At 36.7% G+C, this 26096-nt stretch carries 17 protein-coding genes and 1 pseudogene; 8 read left to right on the top strand and 10 right to left on the bottom strand.

Going from position 1 to position 26096, the window contains the following annotated elements; all coding sequences use genetic code 11:
* Window positions 1–58 precede the first annotated feature (58 nt).
* The 3 genes and pseudogenes from ACFINZ_RS02950 to ACFINZ_RS02940 form a co-directional block, all read left to right on the top strand.
* Window positions 59–2023, top strand: coding sequence for an autotransporter assembly complex family protein (locus ACFINZ_RS02950; protein WP_375633986.1), 1965 nt, complete (start codon window positions 59–61; stop codon window positions 2021–2023).
* Complete coding sequence (locus tag ACFINZ_RS02945; RefSeq protein WP_375701160.1) at window positions 2023–6681, top strand: translocation/assembly module TamB domain-containing protein; 4659 nt, start codon at window positions 2023–2025, stop codon at window positions 6679–6681. The genes ACFINZ_RS02950 and ACFINZ_RS02945 overlap by 1 nt, the downstream gene beginning before the upstream one ends.
* A 455-nt stretch (window positions 6682–7136) precedes the next feature.
* Window positions 7137–7414 (top strand): annotated as a pseudogene (locus tag ACFINZ_RS02940) (Arm DNA-binding domain-containing protein); the annotation flags it as partial.
* 1528 nt (window positions 7415–8942) lie between these two features.
* On the opposite strand, the gene ACFINZ_RS02935 reads toward ACFINZ_RS02940, so the two are convergent.
* Together ACFINZ_RS02935 and infC are read right to left on the bottom strand one after the other, a co-directional pair.
* The gene (locus ACFINZ_RS02935) at window positions 8943–10709 is read right to left on the bottom strand and encodes an ABC transporter ATP-binding protein (protein WP_375701159.1); all 1767 of its coding nucleotides are present in this window, start codon (window positions 10707–10709) and stop codon (window positions 8943–8945) included.
* 597 nt (window positions 10710–11306) lie between these two features.
* Window positions 11307–11825, bottom strand: a complete 519-nt coding sequence (gene infC / locus ACFINZ_RS02930; protein WP_375617486.1) for a translation initiation factor IF-3 — start codon at window positions 11823–11825, stop codon at window positions 11307–11309.
* A gap of 196 nt (window positions 11826–12021) precedes the next feature.
* Here infC and ACFINZ_RS02925 point away from each other — a divergent pair, with 196 nt between their 5' ends.
* The 3 genes from ACFINZ_RS02925 (at window position 12022) to dapE (ending at window position 14974) form a co-directional block, all read left to right on the top strand.
* A complete protein-coding gene (locus tag ACFINZ_RS02925) occupies window positions 12022–12801 on the top strand; it encodes an alpha/beta hydrolase (protein WP_375633669.1) in 780 nt (259 codons plus the stop codon).
* Window positions 12802–12832: 31 nt separating this feature from the next.
* Window positions 12833–13579, top strand: coding sequence for a M48 family metallopeptidase (locus ACFINZ_RS02920; protein WP_375611379.1), 747 nt, complete (start codon window positions 12833–12835; stop codon window positions 13577–13579).
* Between the two features lie 222 nt (window positions 13580–13801).
* Window positions 13802–14974, top strand: a complete 1173-nt coding sequence (gene dapE, locus ACFINZ_RS02915) for a succinyl-diaminopimelate desuccinylase (protein WP_375676935.1) — start codon at window positions 13802–13804, stop codon at window positions 14972–14974.
* A 1624-nt stretch (window positions 14975–16598) separates the two neighbouring features.
* Here the strand turns inward: dapE and hemW are convergent.
* Both hemW and rdgB read right to left on the bottom strand, forming a co-directional pair.
* Entirely contained in the window at window positions 16599–17798 is a 1200-nt protein-coding gene (gene hemW / locus ACFINZ_RS02910) for a radical SAM family heme chaperone HemW (RefSeq protein WP_375633670.1), read from the bottom strand.
* On the bottom strand, window positions 17795–18442 hold the full coding sequence (rdgB, locus tag ACFINZ_RS02905) for an RdgB/HAM1 family non-canonical purine NTP pyrophosphatase (protein ID WP_375633671.1): 648 nt from the start codon (window positions 18440–18442) through the stop codon (window positions 17795–17797). Before rdgB ends, hemW begins: the two co-directional genes overlap by 4 nt.
* A gap of 514 nt (window positions 18443–18956) precedes the next feature.
* Here rdgB and hrcA point away from each other — a divergent pair.
* A complete protein-coding gene (gene hrcA, locus ACFINZ_RS02900; protein WP_375633672.1) occupies window positions 18957–20027 on the top strand; it encodes a heat-inducible transcriptional repressor HrcA in 1071 nt (356 codons plus the stop codon).
* A gap of 124 nt (window positions 20028–20151) precedes the next feature.
* The gene (gene grpE, locus ACFINZ_RS02895; RefSeq protein WP_375701158.1) at window positions 20152–20814 is read left to right on the top strand and encodes a nucleotide exchange factor GrpE; all 663 of its coding nucleotides are present in this window, start codon (window positions 20152–20154) and stop codon (window positions 20812–20814) included.
* Window positions 20815–20920: 106 nt separating this feature from the next.
* On the opposite strand, the gene thpR is transcribed toward grpE, so the two are convergent.
* The 6 genes from thpR to ACFINZ_RS02865 all read right to left on the bottom strand — a co-directional run bounded on the left by thpR (window position 20921) and on the right by ACFINZ_RS02865 (window position 25966).
* The gene (gene thpR, locus ACFINZ_RS02890) at window positions 20921–21460 is read right to left on the bottom strand and encodes an RNA 2',3'-cyclic phosphodiesterase (protein WP_375633674.1); all 540 of its coding nucleotides are present in this window, start codon (window positions 21458–21460) and stop codon (window positions 20921–20923) included.
* Between the two features lie 625 nt (window positions 21461–22085).
* On the bottom strand, window positions 22086–22379 hold the full coding sequence (locus tag ACFINZ_RS02885; RefSeq protein ID WP_012754483.1) for an HPr family phosphocarrier protein: 294 nt from the start codon (window positions 22377–22379) through the stop codon (window positions 22086–22088).
* A 17-nt stretch (window positions 22380–22396) separates the two neighbouring features.
* Window positions 22397–22795: a PTS sugar transporter subunit IIA gene (locus ACFINZ_RS02880; RefSeq protein ID WP_375606142.1), complete on the bottom strand. Its 399-nt coding sequence runs from the start codon at window positions 22793–22795 to the stop codon at window positions 22397–22399.
* A gap of 136 nt (window positions 22796–22931) precedes the next feature.
* Window positions 22932–23396 carry an HPr kinase/phosphatase C-terminal domain-containing protein gene (locus ACFINZ_RS02875; protein ID WP_375612806.1) on the bottom strand — a complete coding sequence of 155 codons (465 nt, stop codon included), beginning with the start codon at window positions 23394–23396 and terminating at the stop codon, window positions 22932–22934.
* Window positions 23397–23419: 23 nt separating this feature from the next.
* Window positions 23420–25204 carry a stimulus-sensing domain-containing protein gene (locus ACFINZ_RS02870; protein WP_375636362.1) on the bottom strand — a complete coding sequence of 595 codons (1785 nt, stop codon included), beginning with the start codon at window positions 25202–25204 and terminating at the stop codon, window positions 23420–23422.
* A 39-nt stretch (window positions 25205–25243) separates the two neighbouring features.
* Window positions 25244–25966, bottom strand: a complete 723-nt coding sequence (locus ACFINZ_RS02865) for a response regulator transcription factor (RefSeq protein ID WP_005774392.1) — start codon at window positions 25964–25966, stop codon at window positions 25244–25246.
* Window positions 25967–26096 lie beyond the last annotated feature (130 nt).

Below are 26096 nucleotides of genomic sequence, written 5' to 3'. Positions count from 1 at the left end.
ATTTTTATATTATTTAAAGCGTAGTAGATGCAAAGTGTATTATAAGGTATCTGATTTTATGGTATACCAGACAAGAATTTTGTTAAAATCAGGGACTGTGCGCTGTGTATTTATAGGCTTGTGTTTTGCTTTTTCTTTTCCACAGCCACTTGCTGCATTTGATTTTTTCGGCATCCCTCTTTTTGGTCAAAAGAAAACAAATTCTTCTTCACATTATGCCAAAAGTACAGAGAAATTTTATAAAGTTGATGTTGTTGCACCGCCAGGTGCACCATTAGAAGGTATAAAAATAGTTAAATCTGTTTCTTCTCTTGTTGCTGATAAAGAGAAAGCATCCGCCAGTTCTTCTGGTTTGCTCGCCAAGGCGCGTTCAGATTATCGAGCAATTCTTTCTGCTCTTTATGCTGATGGACGCTATGGTGGTGTTATTAGTATTAAAATTAATGGCTTAGAAGTCGCTGATTTAAGTCCGGTAACTCAACTTCCAGCACGGTCTAATATTGTTATTACAATTAATGCTGGTCCACAATATGTTTTTAGTATTGCAAATATTGATAAAGTAGCTCCGTTTGAAAAACGTAAAGCGCATAAAATGCCCACAATTGAAGAATTGGGCTATAAAGTTGGGGCTATTGCTAAATCTGAAACCATTTTGAAAGCAGAAAAATGGGCGATAGAAGGATGGCGGCAACAAGGTTATGCTAAAGCTAAAATTATGAAGAGTGAGGTCGTGGCTGACCATGCTGCGTTGCGTGTTGAAGGACGGATTGTTGTTGCTCCTGGACAAAAGGCTTATTATGGTCCTTTAAGTGTGCGTAATATAAGTAAGAAACCACGTGTAGATTCAGCTTATATCGCGTGGATGACCGGATTGAAACCAGGGCAGATATACGATTCTGATGCGTTAGCTAAGGCAAATGAACGTCTTGCGCGCCTTGGTGTTTTTCGTGCTATCAATATACGTGAGGCTGATACTATTAATCTAGATGGTAGTTTACCGCTTGCACTTGTTGTACAAGAACGTAAACCGCGTCGTTTTGGTGTAGGCGGTAGCTATTCAACTTTAGACGGTGCTGGTTTTGAGACTTATTGGATGCATAACAATCTTTTTGGTCATGCAGAGACTCTTAAAATTGAAACAAAAATAAGTGGTGTTGGTAGCAATAAAAAGCAATCATATAATTTTAAAAATTTTGATTATCTTTTCGGTGGCACATTTATAAAGCCCGGTGTACTCACGCCAGATACAGATTTCAGGTCAGAATTAAAAATACAACAAGATGTTTTAGAAAATTATACGACAAAAGCCATCAAAGGAAAATTAGGTATTACGCATATTTTTAATGGTAATCTATCGGGACAGGCTGCTGTAGAAGTTTCAAATGGTTATTCACGTGATATCTATTTTGGGAGCCGTAATTTTACAACAATCGGTTTCCCTAGCGGTTTGATTTACGATAGTCGTAATAATAAGTTTAATGCAACAAAAGGTTTATATGGTGAAGTTTTCATTGAGCCTTTTTATGAGATGCGTTTTAGCAACTTTGTTGCAAAAGTAACAGCAGAAGGTCGTTCTTATTGGGCGTTGGATGAAGGGGATCGTTTTGTTGTTGCTGCGCGGGCAAAGCTTGGTACAATTCTTGGGAATGATACAGCACAAGTACCCGCAAATACGCTTTTTTTTGCTGGTGGTGGGGGCTCTGTTCGTGGTTATGCTTACCGTAATATTGGTATCAAAACAGAAAATGATGGGGTTGTTGGTGGACGGGCGCTTATTGAGGGGTCAGCAGAATTGCGTGTTTCTTTAAATGATAAAATAGGGTTTGTCAGTTTTCTTGATGGAGGTTTAGTAGGGGAAAAGGCGAATTTTGATTTTTCTCAAAAAATTAAATGGGGAGCCGGTATAGGAGGTCGTTATATGACGGGTCTTGGTCCTTTACGCGTTGATTTAGCCTTTCCTTTAAAGAGAGAGAAGGGTGACCCTCGCATTGGTTTTTATGTAGGTATAGGGCAAGCATTTTAATGAAAAAAGGTGTACGTTTATCAGCTTTCTTCTTTGTATTTTTGTTTTTTTGGGTGGGTGGTTTTGTTTTTGCGCAAAGAGGAGACATTCTTCCCTCTAGCGAAATGAAAACAGATGATCGCTCATGGTTTGTTTCTTTAATTGAACGAAAGCTTTCAACACCTAATCGTCAAGTTCGTTTACACAATATGCAAGGGACACTGTCTTCTCAAACATCAATTGATACTATTACTGTCAGTGATAAAAAAGGGATTTGGCTTAAAATTACCAATGCTAAAATGGATTGGAATCGTCTAGCGTTGCTGAGAGGGCGGATGGATATTAACCAGCTTTCGGCAGAACAGGTTACATTTTTACGCAAACCGCAAGGCAATTCTTCTTTTGTTTCTTCCCTTGAGACGGGTAAGTTCTCTTTACCAAAATTGCCGCTTGCTCTTTCTATCAATACGCTTACAGCTCAACATGTGACATTTGAACAGAATCTTTTTGGTTTTTCTGCTGATATGTCCTTAAAAGGCAATTTCACCTTGGCTGGTGGTAATTTTGATGTCGATATAGCGGCGCATCGTTTAGATGCACCGGGTTCTTTTTCTGTTCTCACCAAGATATCTGATAGTAATCGTACAGCTCAAATTGATATTTCTGCTAACGAACCACAAAATGGTATTTTGGCGAATATTTTTAACATTGAACAACGTCCAGCATTAAGTCTCGTCGTGAAAGGTGATGGTACTTTTGATGATTTGGTTATCAAACTTTCTTTAGAGTCCGATCATCATTCTATTTTAGATGGTAATGTTATTCTTGCAAGTGTTCCAGAAGGACAGAGTTTTTCTACGAAATTAGAGGGAACACTGAGCCCTTTAATACCTGTTCAATATCGTAGTCTCTTCGAATCTGATATAACATTAAAAGCAAAGGCAAGAAGAACAAAAGAAGGTGTGACACACCTTGATCAGATGGTTATTCAGAACAAAGCAATGAATGTTATAGCCAATGCTGAAATAACCGCCGATGGATTCTTGCGACGGCTTTTTGTTGATGGCAAAATGGCTCTTGATAACGAAAAGGAGTCTGTTCATTTACCTATATCAGAAGTGCCAAAACATGCGAATACTCTTGCTTTGAACATTGACTATGGTCGCGAAGGTCAACAATCTTGGAATGGGCGGTTGGTTGTAAATCATTTAAGCAATAAAAATATTTATATTCGCGATGCAATTTTTGATATGGGAGGAGTAAGCGAAAATCTTGATAATGCAGCTTCTCGTCATGTTGGTGTTCAGGTTAAAGGGACGCTTCAAGGGGTTAAAAAGATTAAGGGAGCGTTAGTAGAAAATTTAAGCCAAGCGGTTCATGTGCATTTAGATACGGATATTGTTTCGAACAAACCAATTTTGATTCATGATCTGAGTGTTACGGCTCAGGGTTTTTCTTCTTGGTTAAAAGGGACAATGGAGAATTTTGTTTTTAAAGGCGATCTCGGTTTAAAAGCTCAAACATTAACTCCTTTGGAAGTGTTCAGTAAACAATCACTTTCTGGTAGTGCAGATATTAAAGCCAAAGGAACGATCAATTTATTGAGTGGCATTTTTGATCTCCAATTATCAGGAATGGCTGACGATATGAAAATAGGCGTGCAGTCTTTTGATCGTTTATTCAAAGGAAACATCACTCTTTCAGGTGGTGCTACTCGAAATACGAAGGGTTTCATTTTTCGTCATTTTAATTTGAAAAATCAATATACAAACATAAAGGCTAATGGTTATTTTTCAGATGAAAGCGCTAAAATGGATCTATCTGCTGAAATATCTGATTTGTCCAAATTAGATCCAAAGATAAGCGGTGCGCTTACGATTGAAAGTACGGCGAGAGGGCGCAATAGCCATATAAAACTAAATACACGTGCCCATATTGCTGAAGCATTAATCGTAGGGAAGAAACTTCAAAACACAACATTTAACATAGATGTACTTGTAGATAATACAGCACCAGTTACTGCTTTAACGGGGGGGGTAAAAGGTGAAGGAATTTTTGCTAAGAAACCTTTGCATTTATCGGCCTCTTTTAAAGATTCTCATAAAATTCGAAAACTTGAAAATATCGATATTAGAGGGGGAAGTGCAAAAATAACGGGTGATCTTTCTCAACAACTTGGCGGTTTTTTGAAAGGAGCGCTGCATATTGATGCCGATGATATTTCCGTACTTTCAGCGTTATTTTTGCAGGATGGTAGTGGAAAAGTAAAAGGAGATTTTATTTTTGATGAACAAAATGGCAGACAAAAAACCAATGTGAAGGCGCATGTTAACCATTTGAATTTTTCCAAGAATAAAATAAAAAAATTGGCAATAGATGCTGACATATTCGACCCTTTTGGCATGACTCAGTTTGAAGGAGTTATCAATGCAGAACATATTCAAACACCTTTGGTAATGGTCAATCGTTTAAATGCTCACGCCGATAGGAATAATGGACAAACGGTTTTTACTGTCCAAGCGATGTTGCATGATACTCTCAATGCAAGGCTTTCTGGTCGTTTAATGGTTGAGGAACTTCCAGAAAGTATAAAACGAGAAGTGCAAATTGAAGCTGTGGACTTAAAACAACACACTTTTCATGCAACATTGCCGAAGCCATCTATAATTTCTTTTGATAAAGATGGAATGACAATCAATGAATTAGGAATTGCAATAAATGGGGGCAACATCATCTTAGCAGGAAATATTCAAGATACCCTGAATTTACAACTTACAATGAATGCCCTTCCTGCTACTTTAGTCAATTTGTGGAAATCCGATCTTGGAGCAGCAGGGAGTGTAACAGGGCAGGTTATGATTCGTGGTCATTTAAAAAAACCTGATATAACTTACGATATAAAAGGTGAGGGACTGACAACCGTTGCTTTTCAAGATAAAAAAATTATGCCTTTTTCTTTTTCTGCTACGGGAAACACTGTAGATCAAAATCTTACTTTGAATGCAAATTTAACAGGAGAAGGAGTACAAGCACAAGCTCAGGGGCGTGTATCTCTAGAGAAAAATGCGCTTGATCTTCATATTAATTTGCAAAATTTATCTGCACGTTTGGCGAATGGTTTTATTGCAGGACAAGCGCTTGATGGGACAGTAATAGGTAAAGTTGATATTGATGGAACAATGAAGGATCCATCTGCTCATTTTGAGCTTTCTAGTCAAAATTTAACCGCTATGACGCATAAAGGACCGATGTCAATCAATATAAATGCTCGTGGTTCTTATAAAAAATCGACATTTCATATTGAAAATATGATAGCTACTGGAGATAAAGGATTAGATCTTTCCATCCATGGGCCTTTATCTCTTAATGGTTCAGAGGCAAAATTAAACGTTAAAGGGATAATGCCTCTTGATTTTGTTAATCTCTTATTAGCTAAGCGTGGTGCACATATAACGGGTACAGCAAGAATTGATACAGCTCTTAATGGGTCATTATCAAAGCCACAATTGATAGGAAATATTTCTATAGGCGACGGTAGCTTTTTTGATTCACAAACAAATGTAGGATTGAATAATATAACGATTGAAGGCAAATTGAAAGGTGATCATATCCTTATAGAAAAAGCTTCAGCTTCTTCGTTTGAGGGGGGAGGAATTTCTGCTTCAGGTCGTATCTCTAATGGTCTAGAGACAGATTTGATATTTCATCTTGATAATGCCAATTATAATGATGGTTCTATGATTCTGGCAACATTATCAGGTGAGATGACAATGACAGGTCATTTTTTAAATAGTCTTGTTCTTGGTGGTGATATCATCGTTGAAAAAGCTGAAGTTTTTGTTCCTGATCATTTTAAAAGTGCCAAGTTTCTTGATGTTAGAAATAAGAATTTAACTAAATCGATTCAAACAACACTTGAACGTGCTGATGTTAAGAACACGAACAAAAGCAAAAGCCGTATAGTTACACAAGAATCTTCATCTGTCGTGCTATCAAATATGCGTATTACAGCACGCAATCAATTTTTTGTACGCGGAAAAGGCTTAGATGCTGAACTGGGAGGACGCATTAATCTAGCAGGTCCATTGAATGATGTGCATCCAGTTGGTGAATTTAGAATGATTCGTGGACGTTTTGATATCCTGTCGCAACGTCTTAATTTTGATCAAGGACAAGCGAGTTTTAGTGGTAATCTTAATCCTACGGTTTATTTTGTAACCAACAATAACAGTGGTGATATTCGCGTCACTGTAACTGTAAGTGGGACGGTTGATAATCTTGATATTAATTTTTCATCACAACCAAATTTGCCTCAGGATGAGATTTTGGCGCGTTTGATTTTTAATCGCTCTCTTAATGAATTATCACCATTTCAGATTGCTCAACTTGCAGCAGCAGCGGCTGATCTTGCAGGTAGTTCTAATACATCTTTGTTGAATACTTTACGAACTAAAATTGGACTTGATGATCTTGATGTTATCGTTAATGAGAAGGGGAATACAGGCTTACGTATTGGACGCTACATACACAATAATATTTATTTGGGCTTTGAAGCAGGGTCTGATGGAACGACGAAAGGGACAATTAATTTAGATATTTCGCGTCATCTCAAAGCTAAAGGTGCCATAGGAAATGAACAAAATTCTAGTATAGGTCTCTTTTATGAAAGAGATTATTAAAGATTGAATTTAAAAAAACAATTTCTTCGTTTTTTGTCTCTCATTTCTAAATCTGAGGAAGAAGAGATAGACTAGAAATCCTATAAAAGAAGAAGCTTTTTGTTGAGGCGTGAAGAGATATATCTGAAATATTCGATTTTTTGTTTATGCTATTCTCTAAAGGGAAAAAATCTTCACGAAAGATAGTATGTTATTTTGCTGCTATATATTTATTTTAGAGAAATACCTTACCTTGTTTTCAAGCCCATATCGTGCTGTTGCCTAAAGAATGGAGTGTGTGCAATATATTGATTTATAAAGATAATTTATTGTTATTCAACTTGAATTAGAACTTTGAATATTATATGATTCTCTCATTACTAATCTCTTTCGTATTGAATCAATCAAAACCATTCGGCTTGCATGCTACAAGCGGAGAATTCTGTGTGGATAAAACTATTAAGAAATGACTAAAAATGCCTCTTATGAATCATCTCGAGAACTAAGAGCTGTCGCAACATTAGGGACTGGCAGAATAGTGTGAATGGTGCCGGTTTGTTACTCCATAAGCGTAAAGATAGGGCAGCTTAATGGATTTATCATTATACAATTCACGGACGTTATCGCGAAATGGGCTTGGGGAAGACTTTGAGAGAGATTTCTTTAAAACAAGCACGTGAATTTGCAACACAATGGCATTCTGTTTTTATGTGAAGGACATGATTCCATTAAAGAACGTGATAAACAAAAGCGTTAAGCGGAGAATTCATAAGACATCGATTTTATTGTCAAACGCATTTAAAGCAATATTTTTTAATAATAAAAATTACCTATTATTTTAGATTTTTGTTTATTGTGTCTTGAATGAGATCACTTTTCTTATAACGAATAGCTCCGCGAACAGAATACTCCAAAATATAACATTATTGTATTGCAAGTTTATGTACTTGTTTTAAAGCAACATTTCTCAGTGTGCGCTTGAGTCTATTTCATAAGATTGCTTGTGAAATGGTATAAAGTACCTCTTATGAATGGTATAAAATCCACACTACCGTTATTAATAAAGGTATAAGTATTTACTAAAGCTATAAGCCGGCATTATCATTCTATTTTTCAGCTTCTCATGTTGCTGACAATCTTTTCACTTGAAAGTGTAGAGGTATTTTTATTGCTTATCTTAAGAGTTTTTATGCATATACCAATATCTCTTATGACGTACAACAAGCGCTTTTGATTGATTCATCATAAATATAAAGAAAATTTGCAATAAGCAAATTACATCTTATCTTTTGTTTAAGATGTAAAATAACAAATTATGATTATAAATCAAAGTATTAAAATGTATATTAAAAGATATTTTTGTAAAAATATTTATCAGAGTTATATGTCGTATTTTTCTATTTTAGCGGTTAAAAGAAAGAGGAATGTCATTTTGCTTTTCATCTGTTTTTTTGCATATTGAAATTATAGCCTTATATAAGCACTAACGTTGTGCATTTATAAACTCTTCAAGCAGTTAAAGTATTGGAGGAATATCATTTTAGTTTCTAAATGTAGAAAAAACAGCAAAGCTTGCTTTAAAGCAAGCTACAACAGTAAAAAAGTTTTATAATAAAACCTCTCTTATTTTTTCAATGTTTTTCTTTTAAACGGAGTGTATCTATAATTTGCAACACAATTTATAATTGTTAGCTTATTCTGTTGTACCATAAAAGACCGACATTTGAGGTGTGGTGATATAAGGTATGTAAGCCTTTTTGACACAGTATTCTGAAAGCACGTGGTGAATATTTAGGGTAAGCCTTGTATAAGTGAATCACATAAGTTGTTATCAAGTGGAATGAGCTCAATAAAAATCTAGATTGTTTACAGATCAGATTGGGTAGAGTCTTTGTCCTTTAAAAGTTGTGTGGAGAAAAAAATTATCAGTGCAGGGATAAACACGGATAAAGGTTGTATTGATCCAGATTCATTATCATCCGCAATAATTTTTTCAAACCTTGATGCTCTCTCTTTCAGGATTCACAACACTTATGAATGTTTCAACACTTATTTGAGGAAGGGAAGGGGTTTTTGAAATTTCATGGTTAAAGTCAATTGCATTCAACAAAATAGCGAGTAAAGTTTTCATTTAAATCCAAGAAGTTTATTTTCAATAAACCATAAATTCTTCGCAAACTTTGATTAAAGTAATGCTTTTTCTTGGTAACAAGTCTTTTTTATAAATGGAGCATTACCTTCTATCCATTTTTTATTTCAAATTTTATTTAAGGATCTAGAAATTAGGAGGTATGTTTTTTGAACTGGATATTATGAAGTTTTTTATAAAACCCATGTTCTTTTGCTAGCAATTCTTTTTGAGTACCTTGTTCAATTAGTTGTCCATTTTGTATGACCACAATTTTATGAGCACGAGCAATCGTTGAAAGGCGATGAGCAATAATGATCGTTGTGCGTCCTTTAGTAAGGTGATGAATAGCTTCATTAATTTGTGCTTCGGTGTGTGAATCGAGCGCACTCGTTGCTTCATCAAGAATCAGAATTTCACTATCGTGAATCATTGCTCTAGCGATAGCGAGTCGTTGTTTTTGCCCCCCTGAAAGATTACAGCCATTATCACCTATCTGTGTATCATAACCATTTGGCAAACTCATAATAAAGTCATGAGCATTTGCTGCTTTTGCTGCTTCGATAATTTCGTCATCACTAGCTCCTTCTTTTCCAAGTCCGATATTATATTTAACAGTTCCTTGAAAGAGAAAAGTATCCTGTCCTACATAGGCCATCAGGTTTCTCAGAGAGCGAAATGTTGTGTAGCGAATGTCTTGATCATTAATCAATATGCGTCCTTTTGTGGGGTCATAGAGGCGCATAATAAGGTTGATAAGGGTTGATTTTCCCGAACCGGATGGTCCCACCAATGCTGTCATTTTTCCGGCTTCTATTTCTAGGTTGATGTCTTTCAATATCATTTTGTTATTAGTGTATGCAAAAGAAACATGTTCGAAACGAATAGTTCCTTGCGTTTTATTCAGATCTTTAGCTTCTTTATGTTCTACAACTGTAAGGGGACAATCGAGTATTTCAAACATCGTACGGATATTGACCAAGCCAGATTCAATTTTAACACGTACATTTGCTAGTCTTTTTGCGGGTTCATAAGCTAAAAGTAAAGCAACAATAAAGGACATAAATTCACCTTGAACACCTGCGCGTTGGGTTGCAAGATAACCGGAAAAACAAATAATACCTGCAATGGCAACACCCGTGAGTGTTTCCATAATTGGATTGGTAATAGCTTCGAGTGTTGCAATACTGTTTGTTTGTTTTTCAACATCACAAATGGCTTTGTCCATCCGTTTTTTCATGACTTCTTCTAGTGAAAAGGCCTTGATGATTCGAATACCAACAGCCGTTTCCTGTACGATTTTGATAATTTCACCAAGTGAAAGGAGCTCTTTTTCCATCAAGCTGCGAACGCGTTTTAAAGCCATTCGAACGCCTAAAAAAGCTAGTGGTCCTACGATTAAAGTAATGGAGATTAACACAAAGTTTTGAATGAACATGACAAGCAACAGACCACTAACGGAAAGCAAATCACGTACAAAAGTTGTGATAATAGTATCAATTATATTACGTACGGCTGTCGCATTATGAGTTACACGAACAAGAAGATCAGATGAAGTGTTATTATGATAAAAAGAGACTCCTTGTTCCATAAGTCGTGCAAAAATTTTACGCTGTTGTTCAGCAATGATACTATTGCCTGCTTTGTTTAGAAAGTAAGTTTGGAAAAAAGTTGCAACTCCTTTGAGAATAAAGATAAAAGCAATGAAGCTAGAAATCAAAACAATCATAGGAAAATTTTGTGCATCAATAATCTGATTAACAACATCCCGCATAATCCATGCACTGGTTGCTGTGGTACAAGAAATGATGATCATTGAGAAGATAGCCGCACTATACCAACGCATATGTTTACAAAAATTTTCTCGCAAAAGGCGGATAATAAGATGTTTGTCAAAAGAGGAAATTTGTTTTTTAGCCATGAAGAGCTTCTATATTCTCTCATTATTTTATGCAAGATTGAAACACTCTTAATTAAGAAGCCCCTTAATCTTTTTTACAAAAATAGCTTTTTCTTTCAAGGTTCATCACATCAATTTCACGACGGTGAGAGTGAAGAATGTAGTGCAAAGTTTCTGTGAAAGGTATAACGAAAATTCGTTGTTCATCATTATTTTTAGTTTTCAATAAAAGGTACCGGCAAGTTTCACTATTGTATTTACCAATTTCCATATTGTGATAGTCTTTGGCACTTGAAATAGTTCACAAAAAACATTTCTGCTTTTTTGATAATTTTTATGTATCATCTCCATTTGTGATGTGTAAGCAAACAATTTTGCCGCATTGCATGATACAGAGAGCTTGAAATAAGAAGACCTTACGATGTTTGAGTTTTCTCATTTAATATGCAAAATAATGAATTCTTCTTATAAATCGATCAAGCATTATTAAACTCTTAAAAGGATTTATACACATTTATAAAACCTTAAAAGCACCACAAAAACTCTATGTGGTGCTTCTAAATAATACTATACACATCATTTTGATGAATTGCATGCGAATATTATTCCAATGCAAAACTATTTAGGTGCTATCACCATCATCATTTGCCGGCCTTCAAGCTTTGGCTCCAATTCGATTTTGGCAATTTCACTTGTATCTTCTTTCACACGCTGAAGAAGCTTTAATCCAAGATCTTGGTGAGCCATCTCACGACCACGAAAACGCAAAGTAATCTTTACTTTATCACCATGATCAATAAAGCGATGAACAGCCTTGAGTTTGACTCCATAATCATGGACATCAACATTTGGGCGCATCTTAATCTCTTTGATTTCGATGACTTTTTGCTTCTTACGTGTTTCAGCAGCTTTTTTTTGGGTTTGATATTTTAATTTTCCCAAATCGATGATTTTACATACAGGTGGCTCCGCATTTGGTACAATTTCAACCAAATCAAGTCCCGCATCTGCAGCCATAGCAAGAGCTTCTTGTATCGAAACAACTCCCTGATGTTGTCCCTCATCATTGATAAGCTGAACATGAGGTACCCGAATATCCTGATTTGAACGTGGTCCGTCTTTTTGGGTAGGTGTCATTTTAAACGGTTTACGAATGGTTTATGCTCCTTAAATTTTGATTCAACTACAGTTAATTTAATATACAATTATGTACCTAAAAACAACTATAATTCGTGTTATTTTCATTATTTGATTTATTACTTTTTGGGATGATTTAGATTATAAAAGTTTTTCTCTTAATTTAAAGAAATTATTTTATGGAGGATAAAGAATCATGGATCAAAATATTCCTTGTCAGTTTTTTTCATTTGAGAACACCGCACTTGCAGTACGCTATCGCAAGGGGCGCCAATCTCCAGGTTTGGTTTGGCTTCCTGGCTATCAATCCGATATGTTAGGAAGTAAGGCAACGTTAGTTGATCAGTTTGCTCAGAAGAATGATTTGTCTTGTTTACGTTTTGATTATTCTGGACATGGAGAATCTGAAGGTGATTTTTTTCAAGGAACAATTTCGCGTTGGGTTAAGGAAAGTTTAGCGACTTTTGAAACCTATTGTGAGGGTCCACAAATTTTGATTGGTTCCTCTATGGGTGGGTGGATTGCGCTAAGGCTTGCTATGATGCTAGCACAGAAAAATAAGAAGCTTGCTGGCATGGTATTGATTGCTCCAGCACCTGATTTTACACAAACATTGGTGGAACCAAAATTAGGCCCAGAAGAATGGAAGATTTTGGAGGAGAAAGGCTATATTGAACGACCTGCAGTTGATGATACAGAGCCAATGCCCTTTACAAAAACATTGATTGAAGATGGGCGCGAAAATTGTGTTATGAAAGGATGCATTGATGTTGGGTGTCCAGTCCATATTCTACAAGGGATGGAAGATGAAGATATTCCCTATCAGCATACATTGACTTTACTTGATCATTTACCTCTCCATGATGTAACATTGACACTTGTTCGTGATGCAGATCATCGCTTTTCTCGTCCACAAGATTTAGATTGCCTTGAAACAGTATTGAGATCTTTTATTAATCAGATTAATGCAAAGTAAGGGGTACATTTATTGATGAAGATAAAAATATATGAGCATTTCTAAACAGCATTTTATTTTTTCTGAGCGCTCTGTACCTGTACGGGTGCGGGAAAATAAGTATGCGCGCCGTCTTACCTTACGTATTGATGCCAGAAGTCAGGAGATTTGTGTAACAACACCACCAGCAATAAATCTCTATGCGGTTGAAAATTTTATTGAAAAGCATCGATCTTGGATTGAGGCACGTCTTGCTCATGTACAAATCTCTCATAAAAATGCTTATCTCAAAGAGGGGGCGACAATTCCCTTATTGGGTGTTTCTCATACCATAAAACATAGAGAGGGACGTGGAGTAACAGAAATCATTACAGCAGATGCGGAGCAAGGGCCTGAAATTATTGTTTATGGTCAATTAGAATATCTTCCAAGACGCATTGCTGACGTTTTAAAAAAACAAGCGGCGCTTATTATAACGCCTTTGGTGGCACATTATGCTCATCAGGTAGAGCGTAAAGTCAAATCCATTTGTTATAAAGATACGAGAAGTCGTTGGGGCTCTTGTTCAATAGATAAGCGTCTTTCTTTTTCTTGGCGCCTTATTATGGCGCCAAAAGAAGTTGTGGAATATGTTGTTGCCCATGAAGTTGCTCATCTTGTTGAAATGAATCATGGGCCAAGATTTTGGGCTCTTTGTGAAGAGCTATGTCCTGATAGTAAAACATATCGTGCTTGGTTGAAAGAAAATGCTCCTAGACTGCATGCAATTAATTTTGATTCATATAATTTAGAGGCGTAAAAAACTTTCAAATGAAGGCAATATTTAACGGAACTTTTTGTTGAGTGTTTTGTTGTGTGTGTGCTTGCTCATGTATAATGAGGAAGCCATTGAAGCTCTCAGCACGATTGTTCTCCCCTGCTTGGTTTGATGAGTGTCTTCAATGTTTTTACTTTATCTTTTTTGTAATTCAGCGTAATAACCCTAAGTTCCGATGACTTATAAAAAATGGGAAGGTTTTTTATGTCTGTTCTTACAGATCCACTTCAGCTATTACAGGCACTTATTCGTTGTCCTTCTGTTACACCTCATGAAGCAGGGGCGTTATCAACTTTGGAACAATTTTTGAAAAAAATGGGATTTCATGTCGAGCGCCCTATTTTTACGGATAAAAATACAGACAATGTTGAAAATCTTTATGCAAAAATGGGAAGTGAAGGACCCCATCTTATGTTTGCGGGTCATACGGATGTCGTACCGCCAGGTGCATTGGAAGATTGGACTTATCCACCTTTTGAAGCTGTCATAGATCAAGGAAAATTATATGGGCGGGGTGCTGTTGATATGAAGGGTGGAATCGCTTGTTTTATTGCGGCTCTAGCGCGAGTTTTTGAGAAACGACCCATTAAAGGAAGGGTAAGCCTTTTAATTACTGGTGATGAAGAGGGGCCTGCTGTTAATGGTACGGTAAAACTTCTCAAATGGGCAGAAAAAAAAGGTGAAAAATGGACTGCGGCTCTTGTGGGGGAACCAACAAGCGTAAAGACTGTTGGTGATATTATCAAAATTGGTCGCCGCGGATCGATTTCTGGTATTATTACCGTGAAGGGTCGCCAAGGTCATGTTGCTTTTCCAGAGCGGGCTGCTAATCCCTTGCCTTTGGCAAGTAAGCTTATTCAAGCATTGACACAAACTGCTTTAGATAAAGGGACAGAGAATTTTCAACCTAGTAATCTAGAGCTAACAAGCATCGATACCGGTAATTTAACAGTCAATATTATCCCAGCGCAGACAACAGTTCGTTTTAATATACGCTACAATGATCTTTGGACAAAAGAAACACTGGTGGAGGAAATTGAAAAGCGTCTTGCTTTGGTGCAATCAAAAAACAATGGTAACCAATATCCCTCTTATCAGCTTGAATGGATTCCAAGTTTAGGGGATGTTTTTTTAACCAAAAATGATAAACTTATTCAAACTTTATCCAATGCTATTAAAAGTGTAACAGGGAATATACCAGAATGTTCCACTTCAGGTGGTAGTTCGGATGCGCGATTTATTAAGGATTATTGCCCAGTGGTTGAATTCGGCTTACCAGGGCAAACGATGCATATGGTAGATGAGTGTGTGTCCCTTGATGCAGTGGAAACGCTTACTACTATTTATGAGCGTTTTATTATTGATTTTTTTTCATAAAGAAAAGATTGCTGGTTCAAAAATACTTTTATCTTGTTGTGCCATAAGATATTACCATTTAAGGTATGGTGATACGAGTTCCGTAAAACTTAATATATTAAGTGGTTTTAGAGTAAGTGATGAATATTCTTAAGTTGGGATTCTTGTCTGTAGAATCTTTAGTTAATTGAATTACATAATTGGAAAGCCAAAAGAGGACTGCTTGAAGAAGCAGAACTATTTAGACCATATTAGATTGAAAATATTCGTTCTTTAAGGTGTAGAAAGGCAGTGCAATCATATATGGAAAACAATGAATATTATATCATCATTGTGTAGTGACAGGTTGAAGCCATGAAGACACACAAAAACATGTTGCTATTGTAAAAAGTTTGTACAACATAAATGCGCTCATTCACAGCTCATGTTTTAATATGGTTTCTGAGCTCTCACAAAAGGTACCTCTTATTTCAATTAGACTCTCTTAGAATAAAGACTATAGGAAAAGCGCTTTAAGTTTATTTTATTTCATATATTTTGCTCTGCTTTTTTTGTCCCCAAGAACTTCCGTTGCAATATCATTACGAGATAGAAGGTGAGCTTATTTAATCAGCTTTAATATTGGTTATGATAAAGGTACACAGAAATTCTTTTGTAGCATCACGTTGACTTCTTTAGCCAAGGATTGTCCTAGTATTATTCTCAATTTTTTAATAAAATAACCTTAAAGGACGCGTATAGATACTCATAAGCATGTACGCATACAAGTGAAATTATATGGGATTAATGTCATTTCGCTCGCTAACAAAGCAATCTCGATTCATATTTGGTATATTTGCCATTTGAGTGCATTATTTGTGTAATAAAGCTCATGATGTTGCTGTTATCTATAAATCAACACCAATCATACAGCCGCGTATCTCAAATAAATATTGGTTCAGTATTTTTTGCGACAACAGCTTTTATATGCCAGAATAGGATAAAAGTATTGTGTATATCTATTTTTTATAATCTCTGAAACAGACATACAACCACAACCTGATTGAGGGAAAATATAAAAGGTATAAAGGTGAAAATCAGCGTGCTTTTTTACTCTCCTTTTTTATTCGGCTTTACGGTTTTCAAAAGTAACTAGAGTAATATCTTTTTAAATAATCAGAGACTGATGCATGGCTTCATGCTTATTTCTCTGGTTCTTTAAATGGTGCCACGATTTCATAAAGAACAATACATTATCGTATTATGCATTCACATACTTGTTTTAAAGAAATTTTCTCAATGTTTATCACATTTATGCCACTACGGTGCTTATGAATAGTGTAGTATAAAATTTTCCGTGAAGCGTATAAAGTCTACAGTGCCTCCTCATCTTTATGTTTATGAAAAATAAAGTTAGAGCACCATACATTTTCTAGCTCAAAATATTGCAATAGCTTTTAGCATTTAAGAGTGTTCATCAGAGGCCTTTTTACTCCTTTTTATAGTTTTTATCCACATGCTTCTCCCTTTTTAAGGTGTAAGCAAATGGCGGTAACTAGCTTGCTATAAATAGTTTTGAAATGAGAGAATCTCACGATATTCTAATCTCACCTTTGCTGTGAAAAATGATAATTATGATTAAAATAAGTATGTTGTTATAAAAACTTTAGTTTGCGAGTTGGCTGATGATGTGATCAAGAACAATACGTCCTTTGGTTGTTGCTTTTAAGCGTTGGTTATCCACCATTTCTATCAATTCTTGGTGTTGTAAATCGATCAGTTTTTCCATTGGAATGCGTTTAGGGCTTAAGGTTTCATAGCGTATAAGTTCTAAGCCTTCGCAAAGGCGTAATCCCATAAGGAGCATTTCATTTGCCTGTTGTTCAGTGGTTAAATGTTCTGTTTCAATACAGCCATGTCCTGTTGTTTCTACCAAATTAAGCCACTGTTCGGGATGCTTTTCATTTATTGTGACATAACGTTCGCGGTTTTCAAGGTGTGATGACAATGTTTTTGAACAGAAATAGGAATGATTCGGTGTATGCTCAATGAAACGTCCATGTGCTCCTGGACCAAAGCCTGCATATTGGTGATAACGCCAATAAAGAAGATTGTGTGCTGATTCGGCACCGGGCATTGCATGGTTTGAGATTTCATAGGCAGGAAGTCCATTTAGTGCCGTTATTTCTTGAGTAAGATGATACAGATCTGTTGCTAGCTCTGATGGGGGAAGGATAAGTCTTCCTGCATCATGAAGCCGTTTAAAGGCAGTTCCTTCTTCGATTGTCAATTGATAAAGAGAAAGATGGTCCGCTGCTAAATCAATTGCTTGTACAAGTTCAGATTTCCATTGTTCAAGGGTTTGTTCGGGACGGGCATAAATGAGATCAAAGGATAAACGTGGAAAAATTTTCCGTGCTAAAGTAATGGCGCAAAGAGCTTGTTCCACATTATGGAGTCGGCCAAGTTTGCGCAATGCTTTATCATTGAGCGCTTGTATTCCTAGAGATAAGCGATTAACACCTGCCGCACGGTATCCACGAAAGCGCTCTGCTTCCACACTGGATGGATTGGCTTCTAATGTAATTTCAACTTTATCATCGACTACCCATTTTTTTGCAAGTGCTTGCAATAGGGCATCGACAGTCTGTGGCTCCATAAGAGAAGGGGTTCCTCCACCAATAAAAATACTTGTAATATGGCGTGGGCCTATTTTGTGGTATTGCGTTTCTATTTCGCGCTTAAAGGCGGTGACAAAACGTGGTTGATCAACACCATGGATGCGAACATGCGAATTAAAGTCACAATAAGGACATTTAGCTGCACAAAAGGGCCAATGAATGTAAATGCCGAAAGGTTCATTCATGAGAATGCTAAAAGGTTTTCTGCCAAAAGTTTGAAAGCACGTGCGCGATGCGAAAGAGGGAGAAGATCATTACGTTTCCAGTTGTGTTTTTGCTCTGTTGACATTTCTCCAAAGGTATTTTCATATCCATCGGGTAAAAAAATAGGATCAAAACCAAAGCCTTTGTCTCCCCGTGGAGGCCAAATGAACGTTCCTTCAACGCATCCGCGGAAGTAATCTGCATGAGCATCAGGCCATGCAATGCAAATGATGGATATAAAACGGCATTTCCGTTGACTTTTTTCTCGTGCTCCGACTTTTTGGAGTTCATTTTCTATTTTTTTCATAGCTTTTGGAAAATTACGTGTACCATCGGCTTGAATTGCCCAATCAGCGGTATAAACGCCTGGCGCACCCTCCAATGCATCTACCTCTAAGCCTGAATCATCAGAGAGTGCAGGAAGTCCTGTTTTTTTTGCTGCTGAAAAAGCTTTAATATAAGCATTTTCTTCAAATGTTTTTCCCGTTTCTTTTGGTTCTGGCAAGCCCAGTTCTTTTGCCGATTGTATTATTAAACCGAAAGGCGTAATTAAAGTAGTGATTTCATGCAATTTTCCGGTGTTATGTGTAGCAATGACAAGTTTTTTATCTGCTATGCTTCTCATATAGATTTCTCCAAAAATGAAAGGGGAATTATTTTTGTGCTAAAAACCGGTTTAAATGCTCATACACACACATTCTGCTTGATTTTACATGATATGATTATTTTACACGTTTTATGATATTTTATTCCAATAAAAATTTTTATCTTGCACGAAGATAATCTTGCAAAGATAAGAAAGACATGTCTTTTTTATGATAGCATTTTATGGTAAATTTCCAATTTTCTGCTTGCTCTAAAGGGTGAAATTTTCTATTTACAGCGGTTTTTAATCAATCTAGATTTTCTTGACAAATCCCTACAGCAGACCACTTTACAGATCAACTCTTAATCTTAAATATTTCTCACACACTCTAACAAAAAATATTTCCCGCGTAATTTATCAAGCATCACTCTGAAAGGTAGCATTTTACAGCTCAATAGGATAATATGTTTTTATACTACTTTAGACTATTTGACCAAACCTTGGCAAAACTTATATAAGAGATGAGGATTTTAGAAGTAGTGAAACAATTGTGATGAAGCACAAAACTATTGATAATGAACTAAAATATCTTGATGAACGTTCGCGTGATATTTTTCGCCATATTGTTGAAGCTTATCTTAATGATGGTGAACCTGTAGGATCACGTAATCTTTCGCGGCTTTTACAACAGACATTATCGCCTGCGACGATTCGCAATGTGATGAGTGATCTTGAACATCTCGGTTTGATTTATGCACCACATGTTTCTGCGGGTCGAATGCCAACACAATCAGGTTTACGCTTTTTTGTTGATGCATTTATGGAAGCGGGTGATTTGCCAAACGAAGAGCGAGAAAATATTGAAATGCAAGTCAAAGAGGCTGGTCATGCACAATCGGTTGAACATTTTCTTGTTCAAGCAAGCCGAGTTCTTTCAGATCTTTCACGTGGGGCAGGGCTTGTTTTAGCAACAAAACAAGAAGGAACATTGAAACATATTGAATTTGTGCGCCTTGATAGGGAGCACGCTCTTGCCGTTTTGGTGACTCAACAAGGTGAAGTTGAAAATCGTATTGTTCATTTACCAGAAGGGGTTACTCATGCACAATTGACGGAAGCAATGAATTTTCTCAATGCCCATATCCAAGGGCGTACATTGAGTGAAGCTAAAGGGGAAATTGCCCGCTTATGCGCAGAAACACGGGCTGCACTTGATGATTTATCGCATCATCTTGTTGAAACGGGATTAGCTCTTTGGGGAGGAGAAGGTGCTGATCATAAAATACACCTCATTGTTCGCGGGCGTAGCAATTTACTTGAAGATGTGAAAGCAGAAGAAGATTTAGAACGATTACGCCATTTGTTTGATGATCTTGAAACGCGTGAGAGTATGGCACAGCTTCTCGATTTAACGGATGAAGGTTCTGGGGTTAGAATTTTTATTGGTTCAGAAAATAAGTTATTTTCACTTTCTGGTTCTTCTTTAGTTGTAGCACCTTATCGTGATTCACAACAAAGAGTCATTGGTGCTTTAGGTGTTATTGGTCCTACACGGCTTAATTATGCAAGGATCGTGCCCATGGTTGATTATACAGCTCAACTTGTGTCACAGTTATTGCGTTAAAACGATGCAAGTAAGTATTTGTACTATAAAAGCTCATTGTATTATATACATCGATACCCCTTGATTTTTGTCTGTAGAATTTCGATATCGAGAATAACGAATCTTATGAAGGAATAAAATTTTTATGTCTGATGAAAAAAACAAATTTACTGACGCTTCATTTGAAAATTGTGATTTAAAAAATCCAGCTGATCGTAATACACTTAAACAGGCAGCCGATGAATTTTTAAAAACACATAAAACAGAGGAACACGAAGTCGTTGAAACAGAAAGCAATGAGATTAGTGATCTTTTAGCCTCTTTGCAGGATGAAAATAAAGAATTGAAAGATCAACTTTTACGTCTTGTTGCAGATATGGAAAATCTTCGACGCCGTACTATGCGAGATGTGGCGGATGCAAAGGCTTATTCCATTGCTAATTTTGCACGGGATATGTTATTGGTTTCTGACAATCTCAATCGTGCTTTGGAAGCTATTCCAGAAGGTGCACGGGAGAGTGATGCTGGTTTGAAATCATTGGCAGAAGGCGTTGAAATGACTGAACGTGCCATGATGGCAGCATTAGAACGTCATGGGGTGCAAAAAATTCATCCAGAGGGGCAAAAATTTGATCCTCACTTTCATCAAGCGATGTTTGAAATTCCCAATGCTGATGTTCCAGATAATACTGTTCAACAAGTGGTTCAGGCAGGTTATATTATCGGGGAAAGGGTGCTGCGTCCAGCTATAGTGGGTGTAGCTAAAGGAGGAGCAAAAGAAGCTTCTGTTGAAGCTGATTCGGATTAAAACACATCAATAATAAATCTCTAACATAAAATGCAGTATTCCCTGCAATCACACATATATGAAGTCTTTTCTTAAAGGGGTTTTAAAGGGTGTTATAAACACCCTTTTATCTTTGAAGCGCCCAACTTCCTTTTACAATATAGGGAGCCTTATTTAAGGGAGAGGCCGATAACAATAAAACAAAATGATCAACCTCAAAAGGAGGAACAAAAAAATCATCTTGAAAAGATAGATAATAAGAAAGATCTTTAAGATTAATATCAAATATTCGTGCAAGAGTGATATGCGGAATAAATAGTCTTTTATCAGGCTTTAACTCTAATTTATTCCGGATATATTGCGTCTTTTCATGTAAAAGAATAAGCTTTTCACAAGGTTCAATGCGAACCACAAGAGAATGAGGAGCATTTTCTGAACCAAAAACTTCAAAACCTTTTATCTGTAGCGTAAAAGAAGGAAGTTCTATAGTGTTAAAGGTATGCATAATTTCATCTGCTAAGGAGCTTTCAACTTCGCCAAAAAAAGATAAGGTGACATGAAAATTTTGCGGGTTGATCCATTGCGCTTTTGGTAAGCCATTTTGCAATGATACGAGGGCTTTTGTTGTTTGTTGAGGAATCTGAAGAGCACTAAATAGACGACCCATGATATTATCTCCTTATAATGAAAGATGCTATCTCAAGCGCAATATAGATAATAAGGGCGGGGCACGTATCACAGAAAACAAGGCAATAGTATAGAAAAAGAATGTCTAAAAAATGCTTACTATAATTATGAGCGTACAAAGCTTATTCGTTTTAAGAAATGGTTATGACATTGATAAGAATTGCGTTTTCAGGATCTGTATCACAATGATGTGCAATGGAAGATTACTTGTGTATTATAAAGGCTACAAAGTTAGCAGAAAATAAGAAAAGTTGATAGATTTTTGATGTGCGAAATTATTTTGACGTTTATCTTTAGTCTAAAATAAAGCATACTTTAATACAAGGTGAAGAGTTCTCTTTTCTGTAAAAATTTAATTATATGATTAAATCGGGGAATAGCCATAATACGCAAAACTATTCAAATTGGTCAAATAATGTTAGGAAAGGAAGAAAAAAATCGAGCATAACAAAATTACTATAAGCTTTTACATTTATGATAATTATGCCAATCTATAATGGATATGAATATTGGTATAAAAGCGGGAAGAGAAATTAAAATTCAAAATAATGATGGAAAGTTCCTATTTTCTAAGAATCATCATCCTTGTTTATGATGAAAAAGCACTAGTTTTCCTCTCCAAAGTTGTTATTGATGAGCTTTTCAAGAGCATTAAGAGCATCTGTTGCTTCTGGTCCTGAAACACGAATGGTGAGGTTGCAACCGGATGAAGCCGCTAGCATCATAAGTCCCATAATTGATGATCCGCCAACAATTTTTCCGTCCTTTTCAACTTCAACAGTAACATTAAAATTGTCAACAGTTTGTACAAATTTTGCAGAAGCACGTGCATGCAATCCACGTTTATTACAGATATTGAAATGACGACTTATACATGGGAGGGTATCTTTGGAAAACATTGGTATTTTATTATCCGCTATAAAATTATACTTGGTACATTAATGTATTTACGCCCTGCTTCTTGTGCTATTCTTAACGCGTCTGATAATGAAATATCAGGACATTTGCGAATAGAAATCAGTTTAATAAGCATGGGTAAATTAACACCCGCAATCATTTCAACGCGTCCTTTTTCAATAGCAGGGATAGCTATATTTGATGGTGTTCCACCGAACACATCTGTTAATATGATGACGCCATGATCCGTATCTGTATCGGTTACTGCGGCTATAATATCACCTCGGCGCTGATCTATATCGTCATCGGGATAAACGCATATTGTTGCGAACTTTTCTTGTACTCCAACAACATGTTCCACGGCATGTAAAAATTCGACAGCCAGCTCACCGTGCGTTACAAGCACGAGTCCAATCATTTACGCAAACTCCTGTTAACTAATAAGACCCGACCATAGTTGGTGGGAAAGACATTGTACAAGGCTTTATCTTGCTGCCAAGAAAAATTTGCAAAAAAAAGGCAAAAATTGTGATTTTTTTATCTTTAGAAAAAAATTAGACAGATTTTTGCCATATTTTTCTAAACAAAAATGCTTCAATAGCTTGACAAATGGCTGTACAATCGGCTTCACGAAGAGAGGGAAGTTTTAAAAGAGGAATGTGCAAATTTTCAAATTGAAAAGTTTTATTTGTGGAAAAACGTTCATATTCCGGACCGAGAAAAATAACGCAATCGATAGTTGTGTGCTTTTTAAATTCTATCATATAAAGACCAACGCCACGAATCTCGATGCCGCCCTCTAAATTATCGGGAGTGTATCCGTGAAGCTTTCCATTTTCCGCACGCAACATTGTATAATCATCACTGATAAGCTTCGCTTCACGTTTTGACCACTCAGCGCGGTCAAGCAAAGAAAGGGTGATGGTTGATTTTCCTGATCCCGATGGACCTATAATTAACAGCCCCTTGCCGCCCAGTTGAAGGCAATTTGCGTGGAGTATTTCACATTTTGTTTTCATGCCTTTTACTTTGGATAAAAGATTTATTTAGCAAGCGGAAGCATAATAGTAAAACGTGCACCAGTTTTACACTTCCCAAGTGTAGGATCGATAATATTTTCGGCTGTAATTGTCCCATTATGAGCCTCGATGATTTGCCGACTAATAGAAAGGCCAAGTCCAGAGTTTTGTCCAAAAGCGTCTTCATTTGGTCGATCTGTGTAAAAACGTTCAAAAATGCGTTCAATATTTTCTGAACGAATACCTGGGCCATTATCTTCAATGGTTAAAATAAGGGTTGAAGCATGACTTTTCATAGTAATGCAAATTTTGCCACGATTCCGAGGAATAAAAGAACGCGCATTTTCAAGAAGATTTGAAATCACTTGTCCTAAACGAAGTTCATGTCCCAATACAAGATAAGCTTTTCCATGAGGACGTGGGACAATATTAAGGCTTATATCAATAGTTTGCGTATTACGATACACTTCCTGAACAGCATGAACAAGACTTTCCAAAAGCGGTGTCATATCAACAATCTCTGCGGTTTCTCGTGCAAGCTCTGCATCGAGTCGCGATGCATCAGAAATATCTGTAATCAACCGATCAAGGCGGCGCACATCATGTTGAATAATTTCCAGCAATTTCTCTTGTGCTTCTTCATTTTTAGCCAGAGGGAGCGTTTCAACAGCACTGCGTAGAGAGGTGAGAGGATTTTTTAATTCGTGGCTTACATCAGCAGCAAAGCGTTCAATGGCTTCAATACGCATATAAAGGGCATTAGTCATATCACGAATAGAAGTTGAAAGGTGACCAATTTCATCTTCACGCATTGAAAAATCAGGAATTTCTACACGCTGATTATTGCCATTACGCACTCGATTAGCCGAGGCAGATAATTTACTTAATGGATGGGCAATCGTATGGGCCAAAAAGAGAGAAAGAACCAAAAGTACGCTACCTACAACGGCAAAAACTTTAAAGATAACCAGTCTTTCGCCTTTTACAATGTTATCAATATCGGAACCAGTGGTTGAAAGAAGAAGAGCTCCAACCACTGCGCGATAGCGTTGAACAGGAACGGCAACAGAAACAATTAATTGCCCTTGTCTGTTGCGTCTTTTAGCCGTAGCAAGAGATCCGTTTAATGCGCGGTACACTTCTGGATAAGCAATACCACTGGTTTTTGTTTGTTCTCTGTCAAGAGCAATACCTTTGCCATAAAATGCGCTTGAATACCATGAAGTAAGGCGATCCCACATGTTTTGTTCTGTTTTAAGTGGGGGTAAATCATAACTAAAAACTTCTCCACTAGAATAAAGAACGCGCGAATCAAGAAGGAGAGTAGCATCACGATCATAGATACGTGCTCTTGTCGTTTTAGGTGTAATAAGACGCCGTAAAAGAGGGGCAACTTGCTCAGGGTTAATAGGAAAATCCCAAGAATCGGTTGATTGAGGAGCGGGTGTAACGCTTTCACCAGTCTGTAACTCTAAGAGTTTTTGAGGGTCAATGAGGATAGAATTTGTATCTACTGTTGCAGAAGCAGCAATAGCCCCAGCAATAATTTTTCCTTGGGTACATAAACTTTTGATTTTTGCTTCAATTAAACCATCGCGAAATTGGTTAAGGTATAAAATGCCTGTAACTAAAACGGCAAGAGCAGCAATGTTTAATATAACAATGCGACGTGTGAGGCTGGAAAAAAGCAATTGTCTAAAGAGACGTTGTGTTCGAAGATGCAAACGAGCGAACATAAGAAATGGCGTTGAGGATGTACCATTAACGGTTGTTTTTTGTAAAGTTTCCAGTTGAAAATTGTCTGTCATCGATTTGATTGCCATTCAAATTTTTGCGACAAAGTAGTTTTATACCTCGTGGAAACGATAACCTACACCATAAAGTGTTTCAATCATTGCAAAATCATCATCCACTTGTTTAAACTTTTTACGCAGACGTTTAATGTGACTATCAATGGTGCGATCATCTACGTAGACTTGATCACTATAAGCAGCATCCATTAAAGCATCACGACTTTTTACAACTCCTGGTCTTTGTGCTAAGGTTTGCAGAATCAAAAATTCCGTAACGGTTAAAATAACAGGTTTATCTTTCCATGTACAGGTGTGGCGTTCTTGATCCATCACAAGGTCTCCGCGTTTGAGAGAAGAGGTGGAAGAAGTTCCTGTAGAAAGCGGTTGGTTACGTGCATTAGAACGGCGTAAAATAGCTTTCACGCGTTCAATAAGAAGACGTTGGGAGAAAGGTTTAGTAATAAAATCATCAGCTCCCATTTTGAGACCAAATAATTCATCAATTTCATCATCTTTAGAGGTAAGAAAAATAACTGGAAGATCAGATTTTTGACGCAAACGACGCAAAAGTTCCATCCCATCCATTCGGGGCATTTTAATATCAAAAATAGCTAAGTGTGGAGGGTGAAGTGTGAGACCCTTGAGTGCAGATGCTCCATCTGTATAGCTTTCAACCCGATATCCTTCTGTCTCAAGCGCAAAAGATAAAGATGTCAAAATATTGCGATCATCATCAACAAGTACAATCGTTTGCGTGATTGTTGGTGTATCTTTCATGGTTTCTTAGACCTTTCTATTGCTGTGGTAGCAAATTACCCACACTTATTTATATGGGAGTTCATATTTTTTTTGCAAAACAAATATGATACAAATTGTAGCAAAGTAAAAAACCTTCTGTCATTACTGT

It is taken from the genome of Bartonella sp. AA81SXKL (assembly GCF_042196945.1).
Taxonomy (GTDB): Bacteria; Pseudomonadota; Alphaproteobacteria; order Rhizobiales; family Rhizobiaceae; genus Bartonella.
The sequence above is the reverse complement of the archived record's forward strand: the minus strand, read 5'-3'. Positions and strand labels throughout refer to the sequence as shown.

Coding starts and splice junctions, on each gene's coding strand:
- ACFINZ_RS02950 (WP_375633986.1), top strand. CDS start 59: ATGGTATACCAGACAAGAATTTTGTTAAAATCAGGGACTGTGCGCTGT.
- ACFINZ_RS02945 (WP_375701160.1), top strand. CDS start 2,023: ATGAAAAAAGGTGTACGTTTATCAGCTTTCTTCTTTGTATTTTTGTTT.
- ACFINZ_RS02935 (WP_375701159.1), bottom strand. CDS start 10,709: ATGGCTAAAAAACAAATTTCCTCTTTTGACAAACATCTTATTATCCGC.
- infC (WP_375617486.1), bottom strand. CDS start 11,825: ATGACACCTACCCAAAAAGACGGACCACGTTCAAATCAGGATATTCGG.
- ACFINZ_RS02925 (WP_375633669.1), top strand. CDS start 12,022: ATGGATCAAAATATTCCTTGTCAGTTTTTTTCATTTGAGAACACCGCA.
- ACFINZ_RS02920 (WP_375611379.1), top strand. CDS start 12,833: ATGAGCATTTCTAAACAGCATTTTATTTTTTCTGAGCGCTCTGTACCT.
- dapE (WP_375676935.1), top strand. CDS start 13,802: ATGTCTGTTCTTACAGATCCACTTCAGCTATTACAGGCACTTATTCGT.
- hemW (WP_375633670.1), bottom strand. CDS start 17,798: ATGAATGAACCTTTCGGCATTTACATTCATTGGCCCTTTTGTGCAGCT.
- rdgB (WP_375633671.1), bottom strand. CDS start 18,442: ATGAGAAGCATAGCAGATAAAAAACTTGTCATTGCTACACATAACACC.
- hrcA (WP_375633672.1), top strand. CDS start 18,957: ATGAAGCACAAAACTATTGATAATGAACTAAAATATCTTGATGAACGT.
- grpE (WP_375701158.1), top strand. CDS start 20,152: ATGTCTGATGAAAAAAACAAATTTACTGACGCTTCATTTGAAAATTGT.
- thpR (WP_375633674.1), bottom strand. CDS start 21,460: ATGGGTCGTCTATTTAGTGCTCTTCAGATTCCTCAACAAACAACAAAA.
- ACFINZ_RS02885 (WP_012754483.1), bottom strand. CDS start 22,379: ATGTTTTCCAAAGATACCCTCCCATGTATAAGTCGTCATTTCAATATC.
- ACFINZ_RS02880 (WP_375606142.1), bottom strand. CDS start 22,795: ATGATTGGACTCGTGCTTGTAACGCACGGTGAGCTGGCTGTCGAATTT.
- ACFINZ_RS02875 (WP_375612806.1), bottom strand. CDS start 23,396: ATGAAAACAAAATGTGAAATACTCCACGCAAATTGCCTTCAACTGGGC.
- ACFINZ_RS02870 (WP_375636362.1), bottom strand. CDS start 25,204: ATGACAGACAATTTTCAACTGGAAACTTTACAAAAAACAACCGTTAAT.
- ACFINZ_RS02865 (WP_005774392.1), bottom strand. CDS start 25,966: ATGAAAGATACACCAACAATCACGCAAACGATTGTACTTGTTGATGAT.